This window comes from Allosalinactinospora lopnorensis, assembly GCF_000981225.1.
Lineage (GTDB): Bacteria > Actinomycetota > Actinomycetes > Streptosporangiales > Streptosporangiaceae > Allosalinactinospora > Allosalinactinospora lopnorensis.
Genome location: NZ_LAJC01000026.1, coordinates 34,165 through 58,285 on the forward strand (window position 1 = coordinate 34,165; position 24,121 = coordinate 58,285).

Below are 24,121 nucleotides of genomic sequence, written 5' to 3' on the forward strand. Positions count from 1 at the left end.
GCCATGTACTACACCGATCGCGGAATCGAGGAGCTGGAGAAGCGCCGCGGGGACGAAGAGGTCTCCCTGGCGTGGGTCTCCGATCAGCTGCGCACGTTCACCGATCTGCACCCGGAGTTCGAGACCGCCGTCGACCGGCTGGCCACGTGGCTGGCCCGGTTGGAGGACGACGACGAGGAGTAGGCGCGGCGGCGCCGAGCGCCGTGCCACCGTAGAGGGGATCCCGGTCACCGGCCGGGATCCCCTCTGGCTTTGCCGGCGCTGAGGCCGTGCTCCCCGGCGGCACCGCGTCCCACCGCTCCCCGACACGCCGCTGATTCTTCACGACATATCTTGAGTACCGCACGGTCGCGACATATCGTGTTCCTATAGGTATATCGAGTCGAAAGGGCCCGCGATGGCGCGATGGACCATCGACCAGCCGATGACACGCACCCTCGACGGGATCGTGGCGCTGCGCGTTCGCATCATCGGCGGTTACGTCAACATCCTTCCCACCGACGATCCGGTCACCTTCGAGGTCTCCGACATCGTGGGCGAGCCGGTTCTCGTCACCCAAGAGGCCGGCATCCTCACCGTCACCTACGAGGACCTCACCGGGAGCGGGCTGCTCGATCGGCTGCGCCCGATCCAGCTGTCCGGGTACAAGAGCATGGGGCGTCGCGCCTCGACCGTCAGCCTGCGAGTGCCCCGCGACTGCCCGGTCGAGGTCACCACGCTCTCCGCTCCGATCGTGGCCGCGGGCCTGAGCTCCAAGACCCAGTTGCGCACCGCGTCCGGGGATGTGACCCTCGACGACATGAGCGGTGAGGTCGATGTCAACACCGTCTCCGGCAACCTGGACGTCCGCGACCTCGACGGCAGCCTGCACTTCAACAGCGTCAGCGGCGAGATCGCCGTGGCCGGCGGACGGCTTGCCGACTTCTCCGGCAAGACCGCTTCGGGCCAACTGCTCGCCGACATCGATCTGGCCCCGTCGTCCCGCGTCCGCCTGGCGTCCATCTCCGGCGAGGTCGCGCTGCGCATTCCGGCCGGGACATCGGCCGCGGTCGAGCTGCGCTCGGCCACCGGAACGCTTGACACGGCTTTCGGCCTGAACCGGCGCGAGATGCGCGGACGCCGCTATGTCAGCGGCAAGATCGGTGACGGGGTGGATCCGGCGAACATCACCACAACGACCGTCTCGGGCTCGGTCTCGCTGCTCCGACGCGAACCCGACGCCCCCGCCGCGATCCCGAGGGGGACCCGATGAGCACCATCTTCGGCCATGGCCGGCTCCGCCTGTACCTGCTGAAACTGCTGGACGAGAGCCCGCGGCACGGCTACGAGATCATCAGCCTGCTGCGTGACAGGTTCCTTGGTGTCTACTCCCCCTCCCCCGGCACCATCTACCCGCGCCTGGCCCGCTTGGAGGAGGAGGGCCTGGTGACCCACGAGGAGGTCAACGGGCGCAAGGTCTACCGCCTCACCGACAAAGGCCGCGAAGAACTGCGGAACCGCAGCTCCGACCTTGACGACCTGGAGCGGGAGATCACCGACTCGGTGCGCGATGTCGCCCGCGCGGTGAAACAGGACGTCCGCGACACCATCAGCTCCCTGCGCGAGGAACTGAAGTTCGCCGCCGGCGGTGGCCGCCGCTCCGGCGGCGCCGGGGAGAAGGCCGGCTCCGGCGCGGAGGACTCCGAACAGGACACCGGCGAACACCGGGAGGAGGAGCGCGAGGGCCGGAGCGGCACCTGGTGGGAGCGCGACTGGGAGAAGCTCGCGCAGGGCCTCGGTTCCTGGGGAGGATCCTGGGGCAAGCACGAGAAGACCTCGGAGCGCCCTGACTTCGAGCACGCGCTGCGCGACTTCTCCGAGCGCGTCCGCAACGTTGTCCGCGACGCCGGACACGCCGGCGAGTCCACGTCGCACAACCTGCGCCGCATCCTGGACGACACCATCGAGGTGATCCGGCGCGACCTCGCCTCATGGGGACCGCGCGAAAGCGATGAGGAGGCGGCCGGCACGGGAGAGGGCACGGCCGGCACCGCGGAGCGGGAAGAGGAGGACAGGGACACCACCGCGAAGTCGGGAACCGCATACGGCCCCACCAGTCAGCCCACCGCCGATCCGCGGACCGAGGACCGCGGGGAGGCGCCCGCGTCCGGCGATCCCTGGAGCACCGCGATCCACGAGGAGCAGGAGGCCGAGAGCGAGGACCGGGACGAGCCCGGCCCCGGCGGCCAGCGGTGACCCCGACCACCCGAAGGGCGCCGCCCGCGGGCGGCGCCCTGATTCTGTACAGAATTCGCGCCAGAAACGAGCTACACTGAAGACATGACGAGTATGTCGCTCACAGAAGTGCGCAACCACCTCTCCGAACTCATCGACGATGTCGAGCGTACGCATGAGCGCGTGGCGATCACCCGACACGGCGAAGTCGCCGCGGTGCTCATCTCCCCGGACGATCTGACCACCCTGGAAGAGACGCTGGACGTACTCGCGAGCCCTGAGGCGATGAGGCAGCTGGCGGAATCACGGAACGACATCGCCGCCGGCGACGTGCTGGACGCTGACGAGCTGGGAGCTCTGCTGGAGAGGCAGCGACGCGACGCATGACCGACGGCTCCCCCCGGTACCGGCTTGTCGTCACCCGCACGACCGCCCGAGCGCTCAGCGGCCGCCTTCCGGAGAAGGTGGCCGCCGCCGTGCATGAATTCATCACCACGTCATTGCTCGAACGTCCTCACCGGCTGGGAAAACTCCTCCTGCTGCCGCCGTACGCGGGTACTCGGTCAGCGCGGCGCGGCGCCTACCGGGTCCTGTACGAGATCGATGAGGACGAGCGCACTGTAACGGTGACCTCGATCGAACATCGCGCCGACGCCTACCGATCTCGTTGACGTTCCGCGACATCGTTCAGGCGAACGCCCCTGAGCCCCGGATTGACGATGGACGTTTGTTATGTGCTGGAGCAGGACGAGGACGGCGTGTGGTGTGCGCATGCGCGGCTGCGTCCAGGTGTGGGCGCGCATGGTGAAGGTACCGACCCTGAGTCCGCGATCGCCGACCTCCGGGTCGCCCTGGCGGGGTCGACCGAAGACCTCACGTAGCCCGCGCTTCTTCGGTCACACTGTGAACACGATCTTGCCGAACAGGTCGCCCTTCTCCATGGCGGTGAAGCCTTCCCGCGCCTGGTCCAGAGGGAGCACGCGGTCGATCTCGGGGCGGACACCGGTCCGGGCGCAGAACTCGGCGAGGCGGTGCAGCTGGCCCCGGGGCCCCATAGTGGACCCCACGACCGACAGTTGCAGGAAGAACACCCGGGTGAGCTCGGCCGATGGCGCGTCACCGCTCGTGGCCCCGCAGGTGACGATGCGGCCGCCGGGACGCAGGCAGCGCAGCGAATGGCGCCAGGTGTCCTGGCCCACGTTGTCGAAGACGACGTCGACCCTCTCCGGGAGCCGCTCGCCCGAAGGAACGGCCGCGTAGGCGCCGAGCTCCAGCGCGCGCTCGCGTTTTGCCTCGCCGCGGCTCGTGGCGTAGACGCGGTGGCCGACCTCGCTCGCCATCCGGATCAGGGCACTGTTGACGCCCCCTCCGGCGCCCTGCACCAGGATGGTCGAACCGGGCTGCAGCCCGGCCTTCTCGAAGAGCATCCGGTAGGCGGTGAGCCATGCCGTCGGCAGGCAGGCGGCCTCCTCGAAGGAGAGCTCCGCGGGCTTGGGGACCAGGTTGCGCCGGGGAACGGCGACCTTCTCGGCGAGCGTGCCGTCATAGACCTCCGACAGCAGAGAGCCACGCGGGTCAAGAGTCTCGTCTCCCCCGCCGGCGTCCGGGTCGCCGATCACGGCGTGCACGATGACCTCGCGCCCGTCCTCGTCCACGCCGGCGGCGTCGCATCCGAGCACCATAGGGAGCTTGTCCTGGGACAGGCCGACCCCGCGCAGGCTCCATATGTCGTGGTGGTTGAGTGCGGCGGCCCGCACGCTCACCGTGGTCCAGTCTCCCCCCGGCACGGGGTCGGGTCGCTCGCCCGCCTCCAGCCCGGCCGAGGGAGTGTCCTTGTCGATACGCGCAGCGTGATAGCGAACATGCCCCCGACACTAGCGATCCGCCATGGGCGCACGCACGGGGCCCGGCACGCCGGCTCCACGATGTGGGCCGGCGCGGCACGTCGCTCCCTGTGAATCACCCGCTGCAATTGCCCCGCGGAATTTCCGGCATGATCATTCTGCTCTCTGTGTCGAGTAACCTGCTTTCGTTCCGGAAGTAGCCCTTCCCCGGAATAAGGAGGCTCCTGATGGCCACTGGTATAACCCGACGGTCCGCCGTCGCCGTCTTGGTGTGGAATTGCGACGTTTACGGGAAAACGTCGGAATGACTGGCGAAGAGGCCGCGGAGAAGATGTCGTGGTCCGGCAGCAAACTCTCCCGTATCGAACGGGGACAGGTGGCCAGCAACTCCGACGACATCCGTGACCTGCTGGAACTCTACGGAGTCAACGAGCCCGGCCTTCGCCAGACACTGGTGATGCTGGCCCGCGAGTCACGGCGGCGCGGCTGGTGGCACGTCTACGGCGATGTGCTGCCCGAGCGCTTCGAGGTCTATCTCGGCCTGGAACCGGAGGCGAACGCTCTCCACTTCTACCAGTCGGTCGTCGTCCCCGGTCTGGTCCAGACCGAGAGGTATGCCCGCGCCCTCCTCCAAGCGCACCCCATGGAGGTCGACGCCCGCGAGATCGAGCGGCGCGTGGAGCTGCGGATCCGCCGTCAGGAGCTCCTGTTCCAGGAGAATCCACCCAAGACCTGGGTGGTACTGGACGAGGCGGTGCTGCACCGCCCGATCGGCGGTCCCGAGGTGATGGCCGAACAGCTCCAACACCTGATGAAGATATCCACGGAACAGCACATCACCGTGCAGGTATTGCCCTTTGGCGCGGGAGCCCATTCGGGACTCAACGGATCATTCGACATCCTCGAGTTCCCGGAAGCGGATGTCTACGCACCACGCCTTGTCCATTTGGAGAATCTGACGAACAGTCTCTACATAGAAAAGGCGAAAGAGGTCCAGAATTACATACTCGCCTTCGAGTACCTGCGTGCCACCGCCCTGCTCCCGGAGCAGAGCCGAGAACTCATCGCCGAGGCGGAACAGCGCATACGGACGCGGGAAGCCGGGGGCTGACGACACACACCGAAAGGGCGCGACATGACCAAGAAAGATCCATACCGCCCGCGCTGGCGCGCGAGCTCCTACAGCGGTACCTCCGGAGGGCAATGCGTCGAGGTCGCGAGGTTGCCCGGGACTGTCGCGATGCGCGACTCCAAGACCCCTGGTGGTGCGGTGCTGAGCTTCTCCCCAGATTCGTGGACGGCCTTCATCGAGGCCGCCACGCGTGCGGACCTCTGACTCCCCTTCAGCCGCCCGGCCCCGCCGGTGCGAGCTCCCCGGCGTTCCGCTGACCCGCACAGAGCCCGGTAAAACGATCCGGAGCGGAAACCCCGCTCCGGATCGGCCACTTTAGATAATCAACCGGTTACGTACGGGTAACACCGTCCGTGCGGGCCTGCTCGGCAACGGCGGCGGAGAGCGCCGGAACCACACGGTCGTCGAACGTGCTCGGCAGGATGTAGTCGGCGGACAGGTCGTCGCCCACCAGGTCCGCGAGCGCGTTCGCGGCGGCCAGCTTCATGCCCTCGGTGATGTCGGCGGCGCCGGAATCCAGTGCGCCCCGGAACACCCCCGGGAAGGCGAGAACGTTGTTGATCTGGTTCGGGAAGTCGCTGCGCCCGGTCGCCACGACGCTCGCGTACTTGTGCGCGACGTCCGGGTGGACCTCCGGGTTGGGGTTGGCCATCGCGAAGATGACGGCGTTCTCGGCCATCGTCGCGACCACTGATTCCGGCACCTCGCCGGCCGACAGCCCGATGAACACGTCGGCCCCGGCCAACGCGGTCTCGATCGACCCGCGCAGCCCGGCCTTGTTGCTGATCGCCGCGATCTCCTCCTTGAACGGGGTCAGCCCCTCGCGCCCCGCGTAGATGAGACCCTTGCTGTCGGCCACAGCGATGTCGCCGATGCCGCTGTCGACCAGCATCTTGGTGACCGCGATACCGGCGGCGCCCGCACCGGAGACGACGACGCGCAGGTCACCAAGGCTCCGGCCGGTCACCCGGGCCGCGTTGCGCAGCGCGGCCACCGTCACGATCGCCGTCCCGTGCTGATCGTCGTGGAACACGGGGATGTCCAGACGCTCGCGCAGCCGCTTCTCGATCTCGAAGCAGCGCGGCGCGGAGATGTCCTCAAGGTTGATGCCGCCGAAGGAGGGCGCCATCCGCTCGACGGTCTCGACGACGTCCTCAACGTCGTTGCAGGAGAGCGCGACGGGCACGGAGTCGACGCCGGCGAACTGCTTGAACAGCAGGGACTTGCCCTCCATCACGGGCAGGGCCGCCTCGGGTCCGATGTCGCCCAGCCCGAGAACGGCCGTCCCGTCGGTGACGACGGCGACGAGGTTGCTCTTCCAGGTGTAGGTGCCGACGAGCTCGGGGGTCTCGGCGATGGCGCTGCACACCCGTGCAACGCCCGGAGTGTAGGCGAGGGACAGCCCCTCGTGGTCGTTGACGCTGACGGACGAACCGACGTTCAACTTACCGCCTCTATGCAGGGCGAACGCCGGATCTTCGTCCAGATGGGCATATGGATCGGTGGTCAACTTCAAACCCCTCGGTCTTCACGCTCGTCCGCGACGGCCATGACGCGGACGGCCTGCTTCTCCAAAGACAGCGCGCGGAGAGGTGAATGCTAGGGGATGTTCCACCACAACGGTCGGTCGCGACCGGGGTTCGGAGGGAATGTGCTCTCCGCTGGGCTCCTATGCGAGCTCAGCGCCGCCGTGTGTACGGGGTTGACCCGTTACCCAATCCTCTCACAACAGTGACCACAGCCTTCATCCGGGTTGGGGACGATAGTAATCCCACGTCACAAGCCGTGTTTGGATTATGTGCCCAGTCACGGGCATGAACGGTCGGGCGACACAGCCGGCCGTTCAGCACAGATCAAGGAGGCCGAACATGGCCGTGTCGAAGCATCCGATCACCTCGATCTTCCGGACCGGAAGCATCCTCGCCGGCGGGCTCGCCGCCGCCCTGGCGCTCTCCGCCTGCGGAAACGGTGAGGGCACCCAGGCGGAGGAAGAGGCCACACCGCAGGTCGAGGCCGACCCCGAACTCGAAGAGATGGTTCCCGGGCAGTACCGCGAACAGGGCACCCTCACGGTCGGGGTGGACCCCAGTTACGCACCGGGGGAGTTCCTGGACGCCGACGGGGAGACCGTCATCGGGTTCAACGTGGAGCTCTTCGACGCCGCCACCGCCAAACTCGGCCTGCAGACCGAGTGGGAGGAGTCCACCTTCGGCACCATCGTCGAAGGCGTCGACACCGGCAAGTACGACGTGGGCGTCTCCTCGTTCACCATCAACGAGGAGCGCCTGGAGCAGGTGAACATGGTGAGCTACTACACCGTCGGCACCCAGTGGTTCACCGCGGCGGGCAATCCGGAGAACGTCGACCCAGACAACGCCTGCGGCAAGCGGATCGCCGTGCAGCGGGACACCGTCCAGGTCCCCGACATCGAAGAGCGCAGCGAGCAGTGCGAGCAGGACGGGGAACCGGCGATCGACGTCCAGCAGTACGAGCGCCAGGACCAGGCCACCGAGTCGATCACCTCGGGCCGGAACGACGCCGGGCTCGCCGACATGCCGGTCGCCGTCTACGCCGTCGAACAGACCGGCGACCAGCTCGAGACCCTGGGCGAGCAGTACGAGGCCGCCCCCTACGGCGCGATCGTCCCCAAGGAGGAGACCGAGCTCGCCGAGGCCATCGCGGCCGGCTACCAGGCCGTCATGGACGACGGCACCTACGACGAGATCCTCGGGAACTGGGATCTCGCGGGACAGGGGCTCCTCGAAACGGCCGAAGTCAACCCGGATGTCACAGAAGACGGCAGCGGAGATGACGAGGCCGAGGAATAGGGGAATGTGAGTACGACCACCGAACCGCCCCGGCCCCCGGGAGAGCCGGTGCCGGGGCGGCCCGAGCCCGAACCGATCAAGGCGGTACCGGTCCGGTATCCCGGACGGTGGATAGTCGCCGCGATCCTCCTGGTCCTCGCCGGAATGCTGGTCAACATGCTGGTCACGAACGACGCGTTCGACTGGCCGTTCATGCTCGACAACATGTTCACCGAGCCCGTGCTCGTCGGCGTACGGACCACGCTGATCCTGACCGTGCTGTGCATGGCCATCGGCATCCTGCTCGGGATCATCGCGGCCGTGATGCGGCTGTCCGGGAACCCGATCCTGGTCGCCATGGCGTGGCTCTACACCTGGTTCTTCCGGGCGGTGCCGCGCCTGGTGCTGTGCGTGGTGTTCGGCAACCTCGGCATCCTGTACTCGCATCTGGAGTTCGGGCTGCCCTTCGACAACTACTGGATGCCGTGGCTCGGATTCGACGGGGACGCCCGCTTCTTCTCCGTTCCGATGAACGACCTGCTCACCGCGTTCATGGCGGCGTTTCTGGCGCTGGCTCTCTCCGAGGGGGCCTATATGGCCGAGATCGTCCGCGCCGGGCTGCTCTCAGTGGACAAGGGCCAGACGGAGGCGGCCCAGGCCCTGGGCATGAGCCGGGGCAAGGTGCTGCGGCGCATCACGCTGCCGCAGGCGCTGCGGGTGATCGTCCCCCCGTCCGGAAACGAGACGATAGCGCTGCTCAAGGACACATCGCTGGTGTCGGCCATCCCGCTCACAACGGAATTGTTCTTCCAGCTCCAGGCCGTCGGCAACCGGACGTTCAACCTGTTCCCGATGCTGGTCGCCGCCTGTCTGTGGTACCTCGCGATCACCAGCCTGCTGATGGTCGGGCAGTATTTCCTGGAACGCTCCTTCACAAAGGGGGACCGCCAGGCGCAGACCGGTGTGAAGGCGATGCAGAGTAAGGCTGGCGCATGAGTGAGAACGCGTCGACGGTCCCGGACGACCACGTGACCGCTACCACCGACGACCGCATGGTGGTGGCCGAGAACGTGCACAAGACCTTCGGCCGCCTCCGGGTGCTGCGCGGCATCGACCTGGAGGTGCACCGCGGCGATGTGATGTGCGTCGTCGGACCGTCGGGCTCCGGCAAGTCCACGTTCCTGCGGTGCGTCAACCACCTGGAGAAGCTCACCGCCGGCCGGCTGTGGGTCAACGGCGAGCTCATGGGGTACCGGCAGAGGCGGGGCAAGCTCTATGAGCTGCACGAGACCCAGGTGGCCGCGCAGCGCCGCGGTATCGGCATGGTGTTCCAGAACTTCAATCTCTTCCCGCACATGTCGGTGCTGGGCAACGTGATCGAAGCGCCGGTGCAGGTGAAGCGGGAACGCAGGCAGGAGGCCCGGGAGCGCGCCCTGGCCCTACTGGACCGTGTGGGGCTGGCCGACAAGTCCGCCTCCTACCCCCGCCAGCTCTCCGGCGGTCAGCAGCAGCGCGTGGCGATCGCCCGAGCCCTGGCCATGCGGCCGGAGCTCATGCTGTTCGACGAGCCCACGAGCGCGCTCGACCCCGAGCTCGTCGGCGAGGTGCTGGACGTGATGCGGGACCTCGCCCGTGAGGGGATGACCATGCTCGTGGTGACCCATGAGATGGGCTTCGCCCGCGAGGTCGGCGACACGCTCGTCTTCATGGACGAGGGCGTCGTGGTGGAGTCGGGACCACCGCGCGAGGTCCTGACGAATCCGCGGCACGAACGCACCCAGGCGTTCCTGTCGAAGGTCCTTTGAACCCCGTCCTTTCGGGCGCCGGCCGCGCGGCCGGCGCCCGATACCGTGGGGCGTGTCAGCCTCGTGTTCTGCCTTGGGGAGCGCCGTGATCCGCCCTGCCCGTCCCGACGACGTACCCGTGATCCACCGCCTCGTTCGCGACCTGGCTGAATACGAGAGGGAGCCCGATGCCGCGGTGGCCACGGAGGCCGATTTCAAGGAAGCCCTGTTCTGCGGCGATCCCGCGGTGTTCGCCCACATCGCCGAGCACGTACCCGATGAGGGCGAACCGGTCGTCGCCGGATTCGCCCTGTGGTTCAAGAACTTCTCCACCTGGACCGGACGCCACGGTATCTATCTTGAGGACCTCTACGTACGCCCGGAACTACGCGGCCACGGCTACGGGAAGGCCCTGCTCACCGAGCTGGCCGCGATCTGCGTCGAGCGAGACTACACGCGGCTCGAATGGTGGGTGCTGGACTGGAACACGCCCTCGATCGACTTCTACAGGCCCCTGGGCGCGCATCCGATGGACGACTGGACCGTTTTCCGGCTCGACGGCGACGCCCTCTCCTCACTCGGCCGCCGCCGAACCGGTACCGGAACGCGCCGCCCATCTCCCGACCTGCCGCGGCCAGGCGACGGGACACGACGTGGACCGGAGTGCACCGGAGGCTAGGGGAAACAAGATAGATTGCTCTCAAGCGGAAATCTCGCTTCCCTAAGGAGGGACGTGACTGAAGAAACCGCGGCGCCAGTGGCGGGCGCGATGGGAGTACGCGACGCGGTGACCGTGCGCATGCCGGCCGACAGCGCGTACCTCTCGGTTCTGCGCACAGCCACGGCAGGCCTCGCGGCGCGGCTCGACTTCACCCTGGATGAGATCGAGGACCTCCGCATCGGGGTTGATGAGGCCTGTGCGATGCTGCTTTCCCAGGCGCTGCCCGGAACGGACCTGACGACCGAATTCGAACTCAACGGCGGTGGGATGCGCGTTGCTGTTTCGGTGCTGACCGCTGACGGCCGGCTGCCGGCCCGGGACACCTTCGCCTGGACCGTGCTCTCGGCACTGGCCGGCGATGTCAGCGCACATGCCGGCCCCGACGACCGCGTGACCATCGTTCTGCACAAACATCGCGACGCGGTGGAGTCGGCGTGAGCGAAAGGGGGCCCGCTCTGACAGCGAAGACGGAGTACTCTGTGCCTGACCGGGCCCGTGCACGAGAGCTGTTCGAGCGTTTGGGCGAGCTGCCGCCGGACGCACCGGAACGGCAGCGCATCCGCGACGAGCTCGTGGAGCTGCATCTGCCCCTGGTCGAGTACCTGGCACGGCGCTTCCGCAACCGCGGCGAATGGCTCGACGACCTCACACAGGTCGCGACGATCGGCCTGATCAAGTCGATCGACCGGTTCGACCTGGATCGCGGGGTCGAGTTCTCCACTTACGCGACACCCACCATCGTAGGTGAGATCAAGCGGCACTTCCGCGACAAGGGCTGGGCGGTTCGCGTTCCCCGCCGACTGCAGGAACTGAAGCTCTCGCTCACCAAGGCGGTGAGCGACCTCTCGCAGCGCGAGGGGCGCGCGCCGACAGTCCACGAACTCGCCGAGCACCTGCAGATGACCGAGGAGGAGGTGCTCGAGGGCCTGGAGTCCGCGAACGCCTACTCCACGGTGTCGCTCGACGCTCCCGACAGCGGCGACGAGGACGCTCCCGCGGTGGCCGACTCGCTCGGTATCGTGGACGACTCCCTGGAGGGGGTGGAGTACCGCGAGTCGCTCAAGCCCCTGCTGGAGCAGCTACCTCCACGGGAGAAGCGCATCCTGCTGCTGCGCTTCTTCGGCAACATGACCCAGTCGCAGATCGCCCAGGAGCTCGGGATCTCGCAGATGCACGTCTCGCGTCTGCTGGCCCGCACGCTGGCGCAACTGCGCCAGGCGCTGACCACCGAGGAATGACCGCCAGGCCGGAGGATCTCAATTCGTCCGGTCCCGCCTCCCCCGCTCACCGGAAAACAAGGTGGCGGTGGTCGACGGCGCCAGTACCAGTGCGGCCCCGGCCGCGGCGACCAGCGCCATGCCCACGCTGAGCGCGTACTGTTCGCTGGTCCACATGTAGTAGGCGATGATGAGCACGAAGATCTGCGTCAGCAGCACCGGTGTCCGTGCCCAGTCCCGCAGTTCGAACAGCCCCCACGCGGCGTAGCCGACAGCGGCCGCGGCCCCGAACGCCAGGACCGCCAGTGGAAGGGCCGCGGAGACATCACCCGCCCTCCCCAGGGGCGTGTTGTACAGGACGTAGAGTCCTCCCGCCGCGAGGACCAACCCGACCAGGGCTTCCACAGCGGCCGCGAGGACGATGGTGACGGGACGCGGCGACACACTTCGAGGATATCGGCCTCCCCGCACCCGAGCCGCCCACCCAGTGGAAATGATCATTACACTGTCGCGGGTGCGCGCCCTCTTCATCGTCAATCCCCAGGCGACCGCCACCACGCCCCGCGCCCGGGACGTGATCACGGGAGCATCGCGCGTGACGTCGAACTGCACGTCGCGCACACCGAGTACCGCGGCCACGCCCGGGAACTGGCCGCCGACGCCGCCGCAGCAGGATACGAGCTGGTGGTCAGCCTCGGTGGGGACGGGACGATAAACGAAGTCGTCAACGGACTGCTCGCCACACCGGCCGAGTTCACACGCCCCAGCTTCGCCGCCCTTCCCGGCGGAAGCGCCAATGTCTTCATCCGGGCACTCGGACTTCCGGGCGCCCCCGTGGAGGCGACGGGCGCCGTGCTGGAGGCGCTGCGGTCCGGCCGCCAGCGCACGGTCGGACTCGGTCGGATCTCCAGTGAGGAGGACGACCGCTACTTCACCTTCTGCGCCGGGTTCGGCTGGGACGCCGAAGTCGTTCAGGAGGTGGAGCGGCAGCGCCTGGCCGGCCGCCGCGCGTCGCCCTCGCTGTACGCGGGCACCGCGTTGAAGCTGTTCCTGCGCGGCGACGTCCGCGCCCCGTCGCTGCGGGTCGAGGTTCCCGGACACGACCCGGTAAGCGGGCTGTACTCCGCGCTGGTGACCAACACCACACCGTGGACCTACGCCGGTTCGGTTCCGGTCCAGCCGACACCGCGCTCCGGTTTCCAGCTCGGCCTCGACGCGTTCGCGCTCACCCAGGTGCACACGGTGACGACGGCACGGCTACTGCTGCGGATGATGTCGCGTAAGGGGGTTCCGCCGCACGGCCGCGGATACGTCGGGTGGCATGACGAGGACACCTTAACGATCAGTTCGCACCATCCCCGAGCGTTCCAGATCGACGGTGAATACCTCGGACCCCGCAAACGGGTCAATTTCCACTCGATACCGAAGGTATTACGAATATTCGGCTAAGTCAGGGCAAAGCATGCAGGTCATACCGCATGTGATGCACACGACATCGCGTTGTCGCAGATAGACAATCCTCACCCTTGCGCCCGTCCGTCAACCCTGCCACAGTCAAAAGTGTCGCCGCACGTTACGGACGAGTAAAACGAATGAATCCGCGGTCACAGCCCGCACCCCGACACTGACTCGGCGGCGCCGCTGGGACTGTCGGATCAGACTGGTATCACCGCGCTCGTTCAGCGACACGGAACGGGGACCGACAACGGCGTGGCCCTGAAGCATCGTCAACTTCGTGAATTTGTTCACAAGGGCACGTCCCCCAGATTGCTTCACGTGAGGAGTGGACCGCATGGACTGGCGCTACCACGCCGCCTGCCGTGACGAAGACCCGGAGCTGTTCTTCTATCGGGAATTCCGGTCCGGCACTGATCCAGATCGAGGAAGCCAAAGAGGTATGCCGGAGTTGTCCCGTGAGCAGCTCCTGCCTGCAGTGGGCACTTGAGAGCGGGCAGGACAGCGGTGTCTGGGGCGGCATGAGCGAGGACGAGCGCCGTGCGATCAAGCGCCGCCGCACCTCGCGTCCGATGCTGCGCACCGCCGTCTGAAGCCGCGCACCCGCTACCCGAGAACCCCATCTTCCGGCGGCCGAGTCCGGGCGTCCACCAGCGGTACGACGACGCCCGGGGCCGCGGGGGGACAGGGACGGTAATCCACTTCACACGTAGGACTCTACATCCCGTTCGACCGGGAGCTCGATCGAGACCTTTGTTCCCCCGCTCTCCTGCGGCTTGATCTCCAGTTGCCCGCCGAGCTCCCCCACGATCAGGGTACGCACGATCTGCAGTCCCAGGCTCGCCGTGTCGTCGATGTCGAACTCCGGGGGCAGCCCCCCGCCGTCGTCACTCACCTCGACCAGCAGTCGGCTCCCGTTCTCCTCCTCGTCGGGACGGGCGTCCTCCCGGTACACCCGCACCTCGATCCGACCCGGACCGTAGTCGAGACCGTGCTCCACCGCGTTCTGCACCAGCTCGGCCAGCACCATCGACAGCGGTGTCGCGACCAGCGCCGATAGCAGACCGAACTGGCCCACCCGGTGCGGCTCCACCGGATCCCCGGTCGAGGAGACCTCAGCGGCCATCTCGATCACCCGGTCGGCGATGTCGTCGAAGTCCACGACCTCGTCCGGGGTGTGCGAGAGCATCTCGTGCACGATCGCGATCGACCCCACCCTGCGCACGGCCTCGTCGAGCGCCGCCCTGCCCTCGGGGTGCCGCAACCGCCGCGATTGCAGGCGCAGCAGCGCCGCCACCGTCTGCAGGTTGTTCTTGACCCGGTGATGGATCTCCCGGATCGTCGCGTCCTTGGTCATGAGCTCGCGCTCACGCCTGCGCAGCTCGGTCACGTCTCGGACCATGACCAGCGCGCCTATCCGGACTCCCCCGATGACCAGCGGGATCGAACGCAGCTGTACCGTCGAGCCGCGCGCCTCCACCTCGGCCTCCTGCGGGACGCGGCCACCCGCGGTCCAGGTGAGCACCTCGTCCCGGGCGTCCCCCGCGGCGGCGAGGTCCAGGGTGGTCCGGTCCAGCCGGGCGCCCACCAGGTCCGCCGCGAGTCCGAGACGGCGGTAGGCCGACAGCGCGTTGGGACTGGCGTAGATGACCTCTCCGTCCTGGTCGAGCCGGAGCAGACCGTCGCCGACGCGCGGCGAGCGCACCATCAGCGGACCCTGGTCACTGAACGGGAACTCGCCCTCCGCGATCATCTGCGCCAGGTCGCTGGCGCTCTGCAGGTAGGTGAGCTCCAGGCGGCTGGGCGTGCGCGCCGCGCTGAGGTTGGTGCTGCGCTGGATCACACCGATCAGCCGCCCGTCGCGGCGGACCGGGATCGTCTCCTCCCGGACGGGCACGCCTCCGGACCAGTCCGGATCGCCCTCGCGGCAGATCCGGCCCTCGCGCCACGCGTGGTCGATCAGGACGCGCTTGCTGCTGGGACGTGTCCGGCCACTCCCGCCCGCGGTTCCCGCCGGGTCATCCCGGAGAATGGTCTCCACCAGATCGTCCTGGAAGGCGGTCGGCCCGGTGGTCGGGCGCATCTGCGAGACCGCGACCCAGCCGGTGTCGTCGCGCAACCGCACCCAGAGCACCAGGTCGGCGAACGACAGGTCAGCGAGCAGTTGCCAGTCGGAGACCAGCGAGTGGAACCACTCGAGGTCGCCCGTTTTGAGCGCCGTGTAGCGCCGGATCAGATCGCTGAGGTGAGGCACTCACAAATCATCCATGGTTGAGGGCATACTCAAGGGACGGACTCGACCAGTGGTCCAAACCAATGGCAGCCGGTTCGGCAGCCCGCAGCCGACCCGGGGCCCGACCCGGCGAGGACGCGACGAGTCGCCGAACGGGGTGGGAAGTGGTGGAGGAAGCCGACGTGACGGGTCAGCGAACGCTCGAGGAGAATCCCCGTGTCCCCAAGTACTACCAGGTCAAGAAGCAGCTTCTGGACCTGATCGAGGCGATGCCCGCGGGCAATCCGGTGCCCCCGGAACGCGCGCTCGCAACCCAGTTCGGCACGTCGCGAACCACGGTCAGGCAGGCCCTGACCGAGATGGTGGTCGAAGGCCGGCTGCTCCGCATCCAGGGCAAGGGAACCTTCGTCGCCAAACCCAAGGTGGCGCAGGTCCTGCAGTTGACGAGCTACACCCAGGAGATGCGCTCGCACGGTCTGCACCCGGCGACCCGCATCCTCGATGTGAGTTACATCAACGCCGACGACCACCTGGCCGAACTGCTGGCGATCCGCTCCGGCGGCCGGGTGCTGCGGATCGAACGGCTGCGGCTGGCCAACGGCGAACCCATGGCGGTGGAGACCGCGCACCTGGCGGCGCGCAGGTTCCCCGGGCTGCGCCGCCAGCTTGAGCGCTTCGCGTCGCTGTACGAGGCGCTGGCCAGGGCCTACGACGTCCGACTGGCCGAGGCCGAGGCGTCCATCGAGACCGTGCTGGCCACACCGAACGAGGCCCGGCTGCTCGGGGTCGACGTCGGCCTGCCGCTGGTGCTGCACTGCCAGCACAGCTTCGACGCGGAGGGCCACCCGGTGGAGTGGGTGCGTTCGCTCTACCGCGGCGACCGGTACAAGTTCGTCACCCGCCTGCGCCCCCCGGCGGAGGAGTGAGGCGCTCCGCCGGGAAGGAACGCAATGCTCAAGATCGGTGGGAGCCGGCCCCGAGACTCCCCGCTCGGGAAGTGTGGACTGGCTCACCCCCGACCCTACTGACTGGTAAGTTATGGAGGTGTCCGGCAAGGCGCCTAAGGAGAGTGTTATGCCCCCGTCCCCGCCCCCGTTCACCGGCCGCCTCACGGGCCACGGAGGATCGCACGCCGTCGCCGCGGCACGGCACCACGGCGTCGACACGATGTTCACGCTGAGCGGCGGGCACGTGTTCCCCCTCTACGACGGCGCGGTGCGGCCCGATCCGACGATGCGGCTGCTGGACGTCCGGCACGAGCAGACCGCGGTGTTCGGCGCCGAGGGGATCGGCAAGCTCACCCGCCGGGCGGGCCTGGCCGTGGTCACCGCGGGCCCCGGCGTCACCAACGGCGTCAGCGGCGTCGCCACGGCGCACTTCAACGGCTCGCCGATGGTCCTCATCGGCGGCCGCGCCCCGGACGGCCGCTGGGGGCAGGGACTCCTCCAGGAGCTCGACCAGCCGCCGCTGCTGGAGACGATCACCAAGCGCGCCCGGACCGTGCACGGCACCGACGAGATCGGCGTGGACGTGGACGAGGCGTTCACCCTGGCCAACACCGCCCACCGCGGCCCCGTTTTCCTGGACATACCGATGGACCGGCTCTACGACCAGGCGGAGGTCGAGGTCAAAGGGGCCGCCGCTCCCGCGGAACGCGCCGCCGACCCCGACCGGGTCCAGGAGATCGCCCGGCTGATCAGTGAGGCGGAGCGCCCGGTCCTGGTCTACGGCTCCGATGTCTGGCTCGACGGCGCCGAGCGCACCGCCCTTGAGGTGGCCGAAGAGCTCGGCCTGCCCGTCATCACCAACGGCCAGGGACGCGGTGTGCTGCCCGCGGGCCATCCGCTGCTGGCCGCCCGCGCGCGCGGAACGGCGTTCGGCCAGGCCGACCTGGTCGTGGTGGTCGGGACACCGTTGGACTTCCGCCTCGGCCACGGCCTGTTCGGCGGAAGGGACGGCGCCCCACTGGCGAAGGTGGTGCACATCGCCGACTCCCCCGGCCAGGTCGCGACCCACCTGACACTGGCCGGCTCGGCCTGCGGTGACCTGTCGGCCATCCTGCGGAGCATCGGCGACACCGCCAAGCCCGGCCCCGGGGTCGGCCGGTGGCGCGGCACCCTCGCCGAGGCGGCGGCCGCGGCGTCCGGGGACGACACCGAAGCGCTCGCCAGCGACGCCGACCCGATCCACCCCGCCCGGATCTACGGCGAGCTCAACCGGATACTGGACGACGACGCTGTGGTGATCGGCGACGGCGGCGACTTCGTCTCCTACGCCGGCAAATACGTCGAACCGCGCCAGCCCGGCACCTGGCTCGACCCGGGCCCGTTCGGCTGCCTGGGAACGGGGATGGGCTACTCCATCGCCGCCCGGCTGGCCCGCCCGTCCGCGCAGGTCGTGACGCTGATGGGCGACGGCGCGGCCGGGTTCTCGCTGATGGATGTGGACACGCTGGTCCGGCACGAGCTGCCCGTGGTCATGATCTGCGGTAACAACGGGATCTGGGGCCTGGAGAAGGCGCCGATGCAGATGATCTACGATTACGACGTGGTCGCCGAACTGGCCCCGCAGACCCGCTACGACGAGGTCGTCCGCGCGCTGGGCGGCGGCGGGGAGCTGGTCACCGATCCCGGTGAGATCGGCCCTGCTCTGCGCCGCGCCTTCGATTCGGGCGTGCCGTACATGGTCAACATCGCCACCGACCCGGAGAACGTCTACCCGCGGAAGACGATGGGGGTCTAACGGCCAGTGCCTCCGTCGCCACTCTCGGCGGAACCGGTGCCCCGGCGAGCGCTGGGACCGGTTCCGCCGGGACCGGCGGAACGGAAACGCTAGCCGACCACCGCCAGGAGGTCGCCCTCCTGCACGACGTCGCCCTCGAAGACGTCGACGCTGACGATCCGGCCCGGCTCTTCGAGCAGAACCGGGATCTCCATCTTCATGGACTCCAGGATCACCACCGCGTCCCCCTCCTCAAGCTCGTCGCCGGGGGCCGCCGTCACCTTGAAGACGTTCGCGACCATTTCCGCGCGGATTTCCGCCATCTCGCGCCCCTTTTCCTACCCGGTGACTGCTTCCTACCCGACGGGGCTGATCTTACGGCAGTACCCGCAGGTAGAACTCCCGGTCACCACCGGGGTGTCGGCCGATCGAGCACCCGGGCCATCGCCTCGACGACAGCGGGATCGTACTCGTGACCGGCGTCCATGCACAGCCGCTGCAGCACCGCCTCGGTCCGCTCGCGGTCGGTGGACTCCCCCACGAGGTCGTCGAACGCGTTGGCGACCTTGATGATACGGCTGCCCAGCGGCGGCGGGCCTTCGTCCCCGTCGCCGTGGCACGACTCGCACTGGCGGCGGACCAGTTCGGCGACGGAGTCCAGCACCCCGGTCTCCCGGATCACCGCCGACCCGAGCTCGGCGATCCGACGCTGCTCGCGCGGCGAGGCGAGCACCGTCGCCCCACTGGCGATCGGCGAGCGGAGGGAGAGCTGCCCGATGTCGTGCATCAGCGAGGCGTACTCCAGCTCCAGCAGCTCCGACTCCCGCAAACCCATCTCGCAGCCGATCTCTCCGGCCAGTCGGCTCACCCGGCGGGAGTGGCCCGTCTCCACGTACCCGCCGACCTCGGTGACACGCGACAACGCGCGCACGGTCTGCAGGTAGGTGAACCGGATCTCGGCGTAGCGCCGGAACGCCACCTGTGTGACCAGGAGCGGGGCGGTGAACACCAGCAGCCCCGCGAGCCCGGTCACGGTGCTGGCCAGGGCTATGAGGATGCCCGAGGAGCCGATGGCCATACCGATCGCGAACTGCGCCCGCAGCTCGTCGCGGAACGCCACGTTGAGCCGGGTCCGCAACCGTTCGGCCCGGATCGCCGCGGCGATACCGGAGTCGATCACCCACGCCATCATGACCAGGCCGGCCATCACGGACAGCACGAGCCACCAGCGGCCGGACTCGGGGACCACCTGCTCGGCGAAGGGCCGGAACACCAGCGCGATCACCACGACGATCAGCACGCGGCGGGCGAGGTCGCTCCAGCGGGGGCCGCGCCCGACAGCGATGTGCGGTAACTCCCCCAAGGCGAGACCGAGGGCGACCAGGGCGATGGCCTGCCAGGCCGAATGGTGGACCGGTTCCCCGCCGATGTCGAGCAGGAAGGTGTAGCCGAGGGCGCCGGCCGACGCGATCGGCGCGATCTCGCGATGGCCGGGCAGTGTGATGCGGGCCAGCTCGCCGGCCGCGATGAGCGCGCCGAAGGCGAGCGCGGCGTTCGGCTCCACGAACCCGGTGAAGAGCGTCCACAGCAGCGAGCCGCCGGCGCACACCGCCGCAACGATGATCACTAGCGATCGCGTCGGGTTGATCCGGCTATTCTGCTGCCAGCGGCGCTGCGGCGCCTCGTTCGCAGAACCCAGCGTTATCACCGCTCGGCCTCCTCTGTGAGACGGAGCGGGACGCTTGGGTCGTCGTGGTCCTGCTGGGCGATCTCCGCGATATCGTCATCGGGCGGCTCGACGATGTCGGGAGTCTCCCAGCCGTCGCGGCCGACCGCGCTGATCAGGGCGTCCACCATCACCGGGTCGAACTGCGTTCCGGCGCAGCGGCGCAGCTCGGCGATCGTCTCCTCGACGGAGCGCGCCTTGCGGTAGGAGCGCGTGGAGGTCATGCAGTCGAAGGCGTCGGCCACCGAGATGATCCGGGCGAACTCCGGGATCTCCTTGTCCGCCAGGCCCATCGGGTACCCCCGGCCGTCCATGCGCTCATGGTGGTGCATGATCCCGGCGAGGGCCTCGTCGAGGAAGCCGATCTCCCGGACGATCTCATACCCGCGCATCGGGTGCAGCTGGATGGCCGCGAACTCCTCTTCGGTGAGCCGACCGGACTTCTGCAGCACCTTCGTGGGCACCCCGAGCTTCCCGACGTCGTGCAGCATCCCGGCGTAGCGGATGGTCTGCACGCGTTCGGCGTGCATACCCAGCTCCTGGGCGATCATCCGGACGCCTTGGAAACCCGCATGCAGTGGCCGCGCGTGTAGTAGTCCTTGGTCTCGACGGCCTGGCAGAGAGTCGCGAGAGTGGCGTCGTGCGCACGCTGCTCGGCGATGTACTGGTCGAAGGTCCAGCGCGCGATGAACAGCGGCAGCAGTACCAGGAGCACGGCGAAGGGCCCGACCACCCCCCAGATCGCGGCGATGAACAGGCCCAGCGTCCCGTAGCCGATCGAGGAGAGCTCCAGGGTGGCCAGCGGGCGCCAGCGGATCTTGTGCGGCCGCTGGATGCGCACGACGCCCAGGCACCACATGAGTCCGGCGACGAGCGCGGCGTTGACGACCGTGTGCGCCAGGATCGCGGCGGTGAAGGGGAGCACGATCCAGGGGAAGTCCCCGCGTTCGGGAACCCCGATTCCACCCCCCAGTAGCAGGAAGACCTTGCCCGCCAGGTACCCGGCGAGAGCGAATTGGGCGCCGTTGAACACGCGTTTGACGATGCTCTGGCGCCGGAAGATCAGACATGAGGAGAAGCCCACCACAGCGGCGCCGACAGGCCCCACCAACACGACGGCCGCCAGGGACGCCGACGAGCTCGGGGAGATGCCGGCCTTTCCGCTGTCGACCATCGTGCTAATGGATTCCGCGATCACGAACAGGATCGCGACCAGGATCAACGTCGCCGGGTCGATCTCGTCATAACGGCCAAGAAGAACGATGACGGCCGCGCTCAAGGCGACGAGGCCGACGTACAAACGCGCCGCCAGAGGAAGCGAACGCATTCCCCGGCACCTCCTGCCCCGTTGGCGACCGAACTGTCACGGTTTCACTTGTTCCGTTCTACCACCACGACCACCCGGAGACCGTCGCGATGAGCCATACGGCGTTGATTACCAGGTAAACGAGCTGCACGATCAGTACGCTCATGAACATTCCGCCTCTCCCCTTCCCTGAACCGGGCCCCACCTAAATGCCGGGACCCGGCACGCGAATTACCCCATACGGTGGATTGACGGCCAGTTTAACGGTGCACAAGAGCCGTCCGATTCCTTCTTCCCGAACTGCCGAGACGAACTCGGGAAAACATCTCCGAGCAGATTTTCAAACTACGGAAATACTAATTTAATTAGAAGTGCGCCATGTGACGCTACGCAGTCCCCGACGAAAACACGCCGGGAACGGAAACGCCCCCCACCCCGAGGAGGACGGATAGAATCCCAGTTGACACGACCAGGCTGCAGTCACTCTAAGTAGCGGCAATTAACAGGGGCGAGATGTATCGGCTCTTCCGGTGAGCCGATCTGACCGGACTAAAAATCCTGTATCCCATCGGCGTGTCGCCCCCGTGCGCCCGTGGCGGGACGGGACCCTTCTCCAAAATACGAAGACCCTTCGGAGGCGAAACCAGCACAATGTCCGGATACACCAAGACGGCGGCCGATGTCATCGACCGCCGCCATTGCGGCCATTGTCCGCCCTGTCCCGATAATTCACGTCTGCGGATTTCCGCTACTCGGCGTGCGCCTCCCGGATCCTCAGATCCGCCCTGGCCGCCTCAAGCCGGCTCAGAACCTTGCTTCGCAGGTCACTGGGGGGCGTATCATGCCCGCAGTGCTTGGCGACCAATTTCTTGACGACCTCTTCCAGGCCGTACTCCTCCAGGCACGGCGAGCACTCGTCGAGGTGGACGCGGATCTCCGTGTAACTGGTCTCTTCGAGCTCGCCGTCGATGTAGGCATAGACCTTGGCCAGTACCTCGCTACAGGGTGTAGCGTGCGGTCCTCCACAGCTCATCGTTGGTCCCTCCGATTTACCCCACCTTGAGACGCCTCCAACGCCATGGAGTCGCGCTCCGCCTCCTCGAGGATTCCGCGGTCCACCGCGTACCCCTCCAGCAGCGAGCGCAGCTGGCGTCTACCGCGGTGCAGCCGCGACATCACAGTCCCGATCGGAGTGTCCATGATCTCGGCGACTTCCTTGTAGGCGAAGCCCTCGACGTCTGCAAGGTAGACGGCGATCCGAAAGTCCTCGGGCAGCTCCTGCAGCGCACGCTTGACGTCGGTGTCGGGCAGGTGCTCGAGTGCCTCGGCCTCTGCGGACTTCAGCCCACTGGACGAGTGCGACGCCGCTTGGGCGAGCTGCCAGTCCTCGACGTCCTCGGTGCCGGCCTGCTTCGGCTCCCGCTGCTTCTTGCGATAGGAGTTGATGAAGGTGTTGGTGAGAATCCGGTAGAGCCACGCCTTGAGGTTCGTTCCTTCCTTGAACTGGTGGAACGAACCGAACGCCTTCGCGAATGTCTCCTGGACGAGGTCCTCGGCGTCGGACGGGTTGCGTGTCATCCGCAGGGCTGCCGAGTACAGCTGATCCAAGTACGGCAGTACATCCCGTTCGAACCGAGCTCCACGCTCGTCGACTGTCTCCTCGACCTGATCCAAGCCCGCCGGCCTCCTTGTGCTGGTCTCCCGTGGAGCAACCGTAATCTCACGATACGACTCGAACGGCGCGGACCGCACATCCACACCAGACGGACGCGTGTCCGGGCGTGCTTCCCGCGGGCTATCTGTGGCAGCCGGCATAGATCCGCCTCAACCTCCTTATCGACGCGCCATTGACATCCCCGTGAGAGTCAGAGACGGTCCTGGTTACTCTGGGGACGGCCCGTCGTGCAGTGATGCCACGTCTCAACAACGGCCCGGTGCCGCTGATTCCGGCCGGCGTGCGTCGACGTACCCGCCGAACTTGCGTTTTCGGCTGAGCCCGGCAGGTGAAGCGTGGAAGAGTACGGGTAAAACTTTCTTGGAAGGCGTGGAGAGGAGCGAGTGTGCGACCGTCCTCCGACTCCGCGGCCCGCATATCAGCACCCGGAACGGCCGCCGAATCGGGAACCGCCCCGCAGCCGGACCGTTCGCCTGCGGCCCACTTCGCCACGACCGACTCGCTGTCGGCGTACTGGCGGTTCTACTGGGCGGTGGCCGGCGCGCAGCTCGCACGCTGGCTCCCTAGGTCTCCAGGACGCATCCTGGACCTGTCCAGCCCGGACTTCCGCGGCGCCCAGCGTGCGACGACCGCGGGTCATGACGTCGTCACGTTGCTGCCCTCTGCGGAGATGACGCGGCGGCGCCAGCTCACGCTGATCAACGGGCACGCGCCGAGACCGCCCCGTGGCTCCCCGGGACGGCTGCGGCAGGTCGTGGGCGAGACGATGTTCCTGTCGAGCTTCGGTTCCGACGTCTTCGACGGTGTCCTCGCCGATAACCGGATCCTCTCCCGGCACCTCGCCACCGAGGCGTCGCTGACCGAGATCGCCCGCGTGCTGCGCCCCGGTGGACGCACGCTGTTGTGCGTCGACTCCGTTGTTCTGGGCATGGCGCTGCTCGCCGAGCAGGACTGCTGGCCGGAGCTGAGCCACGCGCCCAGCGCGGATGTTCTTCTGGTCCCCTGGCCCGACGGGTCCATCACGCGCTGCTTCACCGCCGAGCAGCTGACCGAGCTGCTGACCGAGGCCGGCCTGGAACCCGAATGGATCAAGCCCCGGACCGTGCTATCGGCCTCCACCGTGGAGACCATGATGGCCAAGGGCGATCCGCAGGCGTTGAACAGGCTGGTCGAGATGGAGCTCAAGGCGACCGACTCCGACGACTACGTGGGCGTGCACCTGATCGCGAGCGCCAGGAAACCCGGCTGACGGTCCACGCCCCGGCGGAGGAACCGCCCATACAGTA

The 24,121-nt window shown here is 67.8% G+C and carries 23 protein-coding genes and 5 pseudogenes; 19 read left to right on the forward strand and 9 right to left on the reverse strand.

The window, feature by feature from the left end; all coding sequences use genetic code 11:
- The first annotated feature begins 3 nt into the window (after positions 1–3).
- From VS93_RS11635 to VS93_RS30065, 6 genes are all read left to right on the forward strand, one after another.
- Positions 4–183, forward strand: a complete 180-nt coding sequence (locus tag VS93_RS11635; RefSeq protein ID WP_046469970.1) for a DUF6104 family protein — start codon at positions 4–6, stop codon at positions 181–183.
- Positions 184–397: 214 nt separating this feature from the next.
- Positions 398–1,252 (forward strand): DUF4097 family beta strand repeat-containing protein, encoded by an 855-nt coding sequence (locus VS93_RS11640; protein ID WP_046469971.1) that lies wholly within the window; start codon positions 398–400, stop codon positions 1,250–1,252.
- Positions 1,249–2,235: a PadR family transcriptional regulator gene (locus VS93_RS11645; protein WP_046469972.1), complete on the forward strand. Its 987-nt coding sequence runs from the start codon at positions 1,249–1,251 to the stop codon at positions 2,233–2,235. Before VS93_RS11640 ends, VS93_RS11645 begins: the two co-directional genes overlap by 4 nt.
- Positions 2,236–2,328: 93 nt before the next feature.
- Positions 2,329–2,601 (forward strand): type II toxin-antitoxin system Phd/YefM family antitoxin, encoded by a 273-nt coding sequence (locus tag VS93_RS11650; RefSeq protein WP_236700493.1) that lies wholly within the window; start codon positions 2,329–2,331, stop codon positions 2,599–2,601.
- Complete coding sequence (locus VS93_RS11655) at positions 2,598–2,885, forward strand: type II toxin-antitoxin system RelE family toxin (protein WP_046469974.1); 288 nt, start codon at positions 2,598–2,600, stop codon at positions 2,883–2,885. Before VS93_RS11650 ends, VS93_RS11655 begins: the two co-directional genes overlap by 4 nt.
- 48 nt (positions 2,886–2,933) lie before the next feature.
- A complete protein-coding gene (locus VS93_RS30065; RefSeq protein WP_173434297.1) occupies positions 2,934–3,095 on the forward strand; it encodes a hypothetical protein in 162 nt (53 codons plus the stop codon).
- A 15-nt stretch (positions 3,096–3,110) separates the two neighbouring features.
- Here the strand turns inward: VS93_RS30065 and VS93_RS11660 are convergent.
- Positions 3,111–4,078: pseudogene (locus tag VS93_RS11660) on the reverse strand (zinc-binding dehydrogenase).
- A 251-nt stretch (positions 4,079–4,329) separates the two neighbouring features.
- Between VS93_RS11660 and VS93_RS11665 the strand changes: the two are divergent.
- On the forward strand, positions 4,330–5,169 hold the full coding sequence (locus tag VS93_RS11665; RefSeq protein WP_269082843.1) for a helix-turn-helix domain-containing protein: 840 nt from the start codon (positions 4,330–4,332) through the stop codon (positions 5,167–5,169).
- Positions 5,170–5,193: 24 nt separating this feature from the next.
- Positions 5,194–5,394: a DUF397 domain-containing protein gene (locus VS93_RS11670; RefSeq protein ID WP_046469977.1), complete on the forward strand. Its 201-nt coding sequence runs from the start codon at positions 5,194–5,196 to the stop codon at positions 5,392–5,394.
- Between the two features lie 127 nt (positions 5,395–5,521).
- Here the strand turns inward: VS93_RS11670 and VS93_RS11675 are convergent, their stop codons facing one another.
- Positions 5,522–6,706: an NAD(P)-dependent malic enzyme gene (locus tag VS93_RS11675; protein WP_156184787.1), complete on the reverse strand. Its 1,185-nt coding sequence runs from the start codon at positions 6,704–6,706 to the stop codon at positions 5,522–5,524.
- Positions 6,707–7,058: 352 nt separating this feature from the next.
- Between VS93_RS11675 and VS93_RS11680 the strand changes: the two genes are divergently transcribed.
- The 6 genes and pseudogenes from VS93_RS11680 to VS93_RS11705 all read left to right on the forward strand — a co-directional run bounded on the left by VS93_RS11680 (position 7,059) and on the right by VS93_RS11705 (position 11,740).
- Positions 7,059–8,018 (forward strand): ABC transporter substrate-binding protein, encoded by a 960-nt coding sequence (locus VS93_RS11680; RefSeq protein WP_046469978.1) that lies wholly within the window; start codon positions 7,059–7,061, stop codon positions 8,016–8,018.
- 6 nt (positions 8,019–8,024) lie between these two features.
- Positions 8,025–8,993, forward strand: a complete 969-nt coding sequence (locus VS93_RS11685; RefSeq protein ID WP_082126824.1) for an amino acid ABC transporter permease — start codon at positions 8,025–8,027, stop codon at positions 8,991–8,993.
- Complete coding sequence (locus tag VS93_RS11690) at positions 8,990–9,802, forward strand: amino acid ABC transporter ATP-binding protein (protein WP_046469980.1); 813 nt, start codon at positions 8,990–8,992, stop codon at positions 9,800–9,802. Before VS93_RS11685 ends, VS93_RS11690 begins: the two co-directional genes overlap by 4 nt.
- An 85-nt stretch (positions 9,803–9,887) precedes the next feature.
- Positions 9,888–10,370 (forward strand): annotated as a pseudogene (locus VS93_RS11695) (N-acetyltransferase family protein); the annotation flags it as partial.
- 144 nt (positions 10,371–10,514) lie between these two features.
- On the forward strand, positions 10,515–10,940 hold the full coding sequence (locus VS93_RS11700) for an ATP-binding protein (RefSeq protein WP_046469981.1): 426 nt from the start codon (positions 10,515–10,517) through the stop codon (positions 10,938–10,940).
- Between the two features lie 41 nt (positions 10,941–10,981).
- Positions 10,982–11,740 (forward strand): RNA polymerase sigma factor SigF, encoded by a 759-nt coding sequence (locus VS93_RS11705; protein ID WP_173434298.1) that lies wholly within the window; start codon positions 10,982–10,984, stop codon positions 11,738–11,740.
- 18 nt (positions 11,741–11,758) lie between these two features.
- Here VS93_RS11705 and VS93_RS11710 read toward each other — a convergent pair whose 3' ends face one another.
- Entirely contained in the window at positions 11,759–12,163 is a 405-nt protein-coding gene (locus VS93_RS11710; RefSeq protein ID WP_173434299.1) for a hypothetical protein, read from the reverse strand.
- A 70-nt stretch (positions 12,164–12,233) separates the two neighbouring features.
- On the opposite strand from VS93_RS11710, the pseudogene VS93_RS11715 reads away from it, so the two are divergent.
- Together VS93_RS11715 and VS93_RS11720 are read left to right on the forward strand one after the other, a co-directional pair.
- Positions 12,234–13,168, forward strand: a pseudogene (locus VS93_RS11715) (diacylglycerol/lipid kinase family protein).
- 343 nt (positions 13,169–13,511) lie between these two features.
- A pseudogene (locus tag VS93_RS11720) lies at positions 13,512–13,767 on the forward strand (WhiB family transcriptional regulator).
- A gap of 110 nt (positions 13,768–13,877) precedes the next feature.
- Here VS93_RS11720 and VS93_RS11725 read toward each other — a convergent pair.
- Entirely contained in the window at positions 13,878–15,428 is a 1,551-nt protein-coding gene (locus tag VS93_RS11725) for a sensor histidine kinase (protein WP_046469983.1), read from the reverse strand.
- Positions 15,429–15,589: 161 nt separating this feature from the next.
- Between VS93_RS11725 and VS93_RS11730 the strand changes: the two genes are divergently transcribed.
- Together VS93_RS11730 and VS93_RS11735 are read left to right on the forward strand one after the other, a co-directional pair.
- Positions 15,590–16,333, forward strand: coding sequence for a GntR family transcriptional regulator (locus tag VS93_RS11730; RefSeq protein WP_046470003.1), 744 nt, complete (start codon positions 15,590–15,592; stop codon positions 16,331–16,333).
- A 148-nt stretch (positions 16,334–16,481) separates the two neighbouring features.
- Positions 16,482–18,149: an acetolactate synthase gene (locus VS93_RS11735; RefSeq protein WP_046469984.1), complete on the forward strand. Its 1,668-nt coding sequence runs from the start codon at positions 16,482–16,484 to the stop codon at positions 18,147–18,149.
- An 89-nt stretch (positions 18,150–18,238) separates the two neighbouring features.
- On the opposite strand, the gene VS93_RS11740 is transcribed toward VS93_RS11735, so the two are convergent.
- The 5 genes and pseudogenes from VS93_RS11740 to VS93_RS11760 all read right to left on the reverse strand — a co-directional run bounded on the left by VS93_RS11740 (position 18,239) and on the right by VS93_RS11760 (position 22,834).
- Positions 18,239–18,451, reverse strand: coding sequence for a biotin/lipoyl-binding carrier protein (locus tag VS93_RS11740; protein WP_046469985.1), 213 nt, complete (start codon positions 18,449–18,451; stop codon positions 18,239–18,241).
- A gap of 83 nt (positions 18,452–18,534) precedes the next feature.
- Positions 18,535–19,776, reverse strand: coding sequence for an HD-GYP domain-containing protein (locus VS93_RS11745; protein WP_236700495.1), 1,242 nt, complete (start codon positions 19,774–19,776; stop codon positions 18,535–18,537).
- A gap of 56 nt (positions 19,777–19,832) precedes the next feature.
- Positions 19,833–21,181 (reverse strand): annotated as a pseudogene (locus VS93_RS11750) (HD-GYP domain-containing protein).
- A 727-nt stretch (positions 21,182–21,908) separates the two neighbouring features.
- Positions 21,909–22,193, reverse strand: a complete 285-nt coding sequence (gene rsrA, locus VS93_RS11755; RefSeq protein WP_046469986.1) for a mycothiol system anti-sigma-R factor — start codon at positions 22,191–22,193, stop codon at positions 21,909–21,911.
- Positions 22,190–22,834 (reverse strand): sigma-70 family RNA polymerase sigma factor, encoded by a 645-nt coding sequence (locus tag VS93_RS11760; RefSeq protein ID WP_046469987.1) that lies wholly within the window; start codon positions 22,832–22,834, stop codon positions 22,190–22,192. Before VS93_RS11760 ends, rsrA begins: the two co-directional genes overlap by 4 nt.
- 416 nt (positions 22,835–23,250) lie before the next feature.
- Between VS93_RS11760 and VS93_RS11765 the strand changes: the two genes are divergently transcribed.
- Complete coding sequence (locus VS93_RS11765; RefSeq protein WP_046470005.1) at positions 23,251–24,084, forward strand: class I SAM-dependent methyltransferase; 834 nt, start codon at positions 23,251–23,253, stop codon at positions 24,082–24,084.
- Positions 24,085–24,121 lie beyond the last annotated feature (37 nt).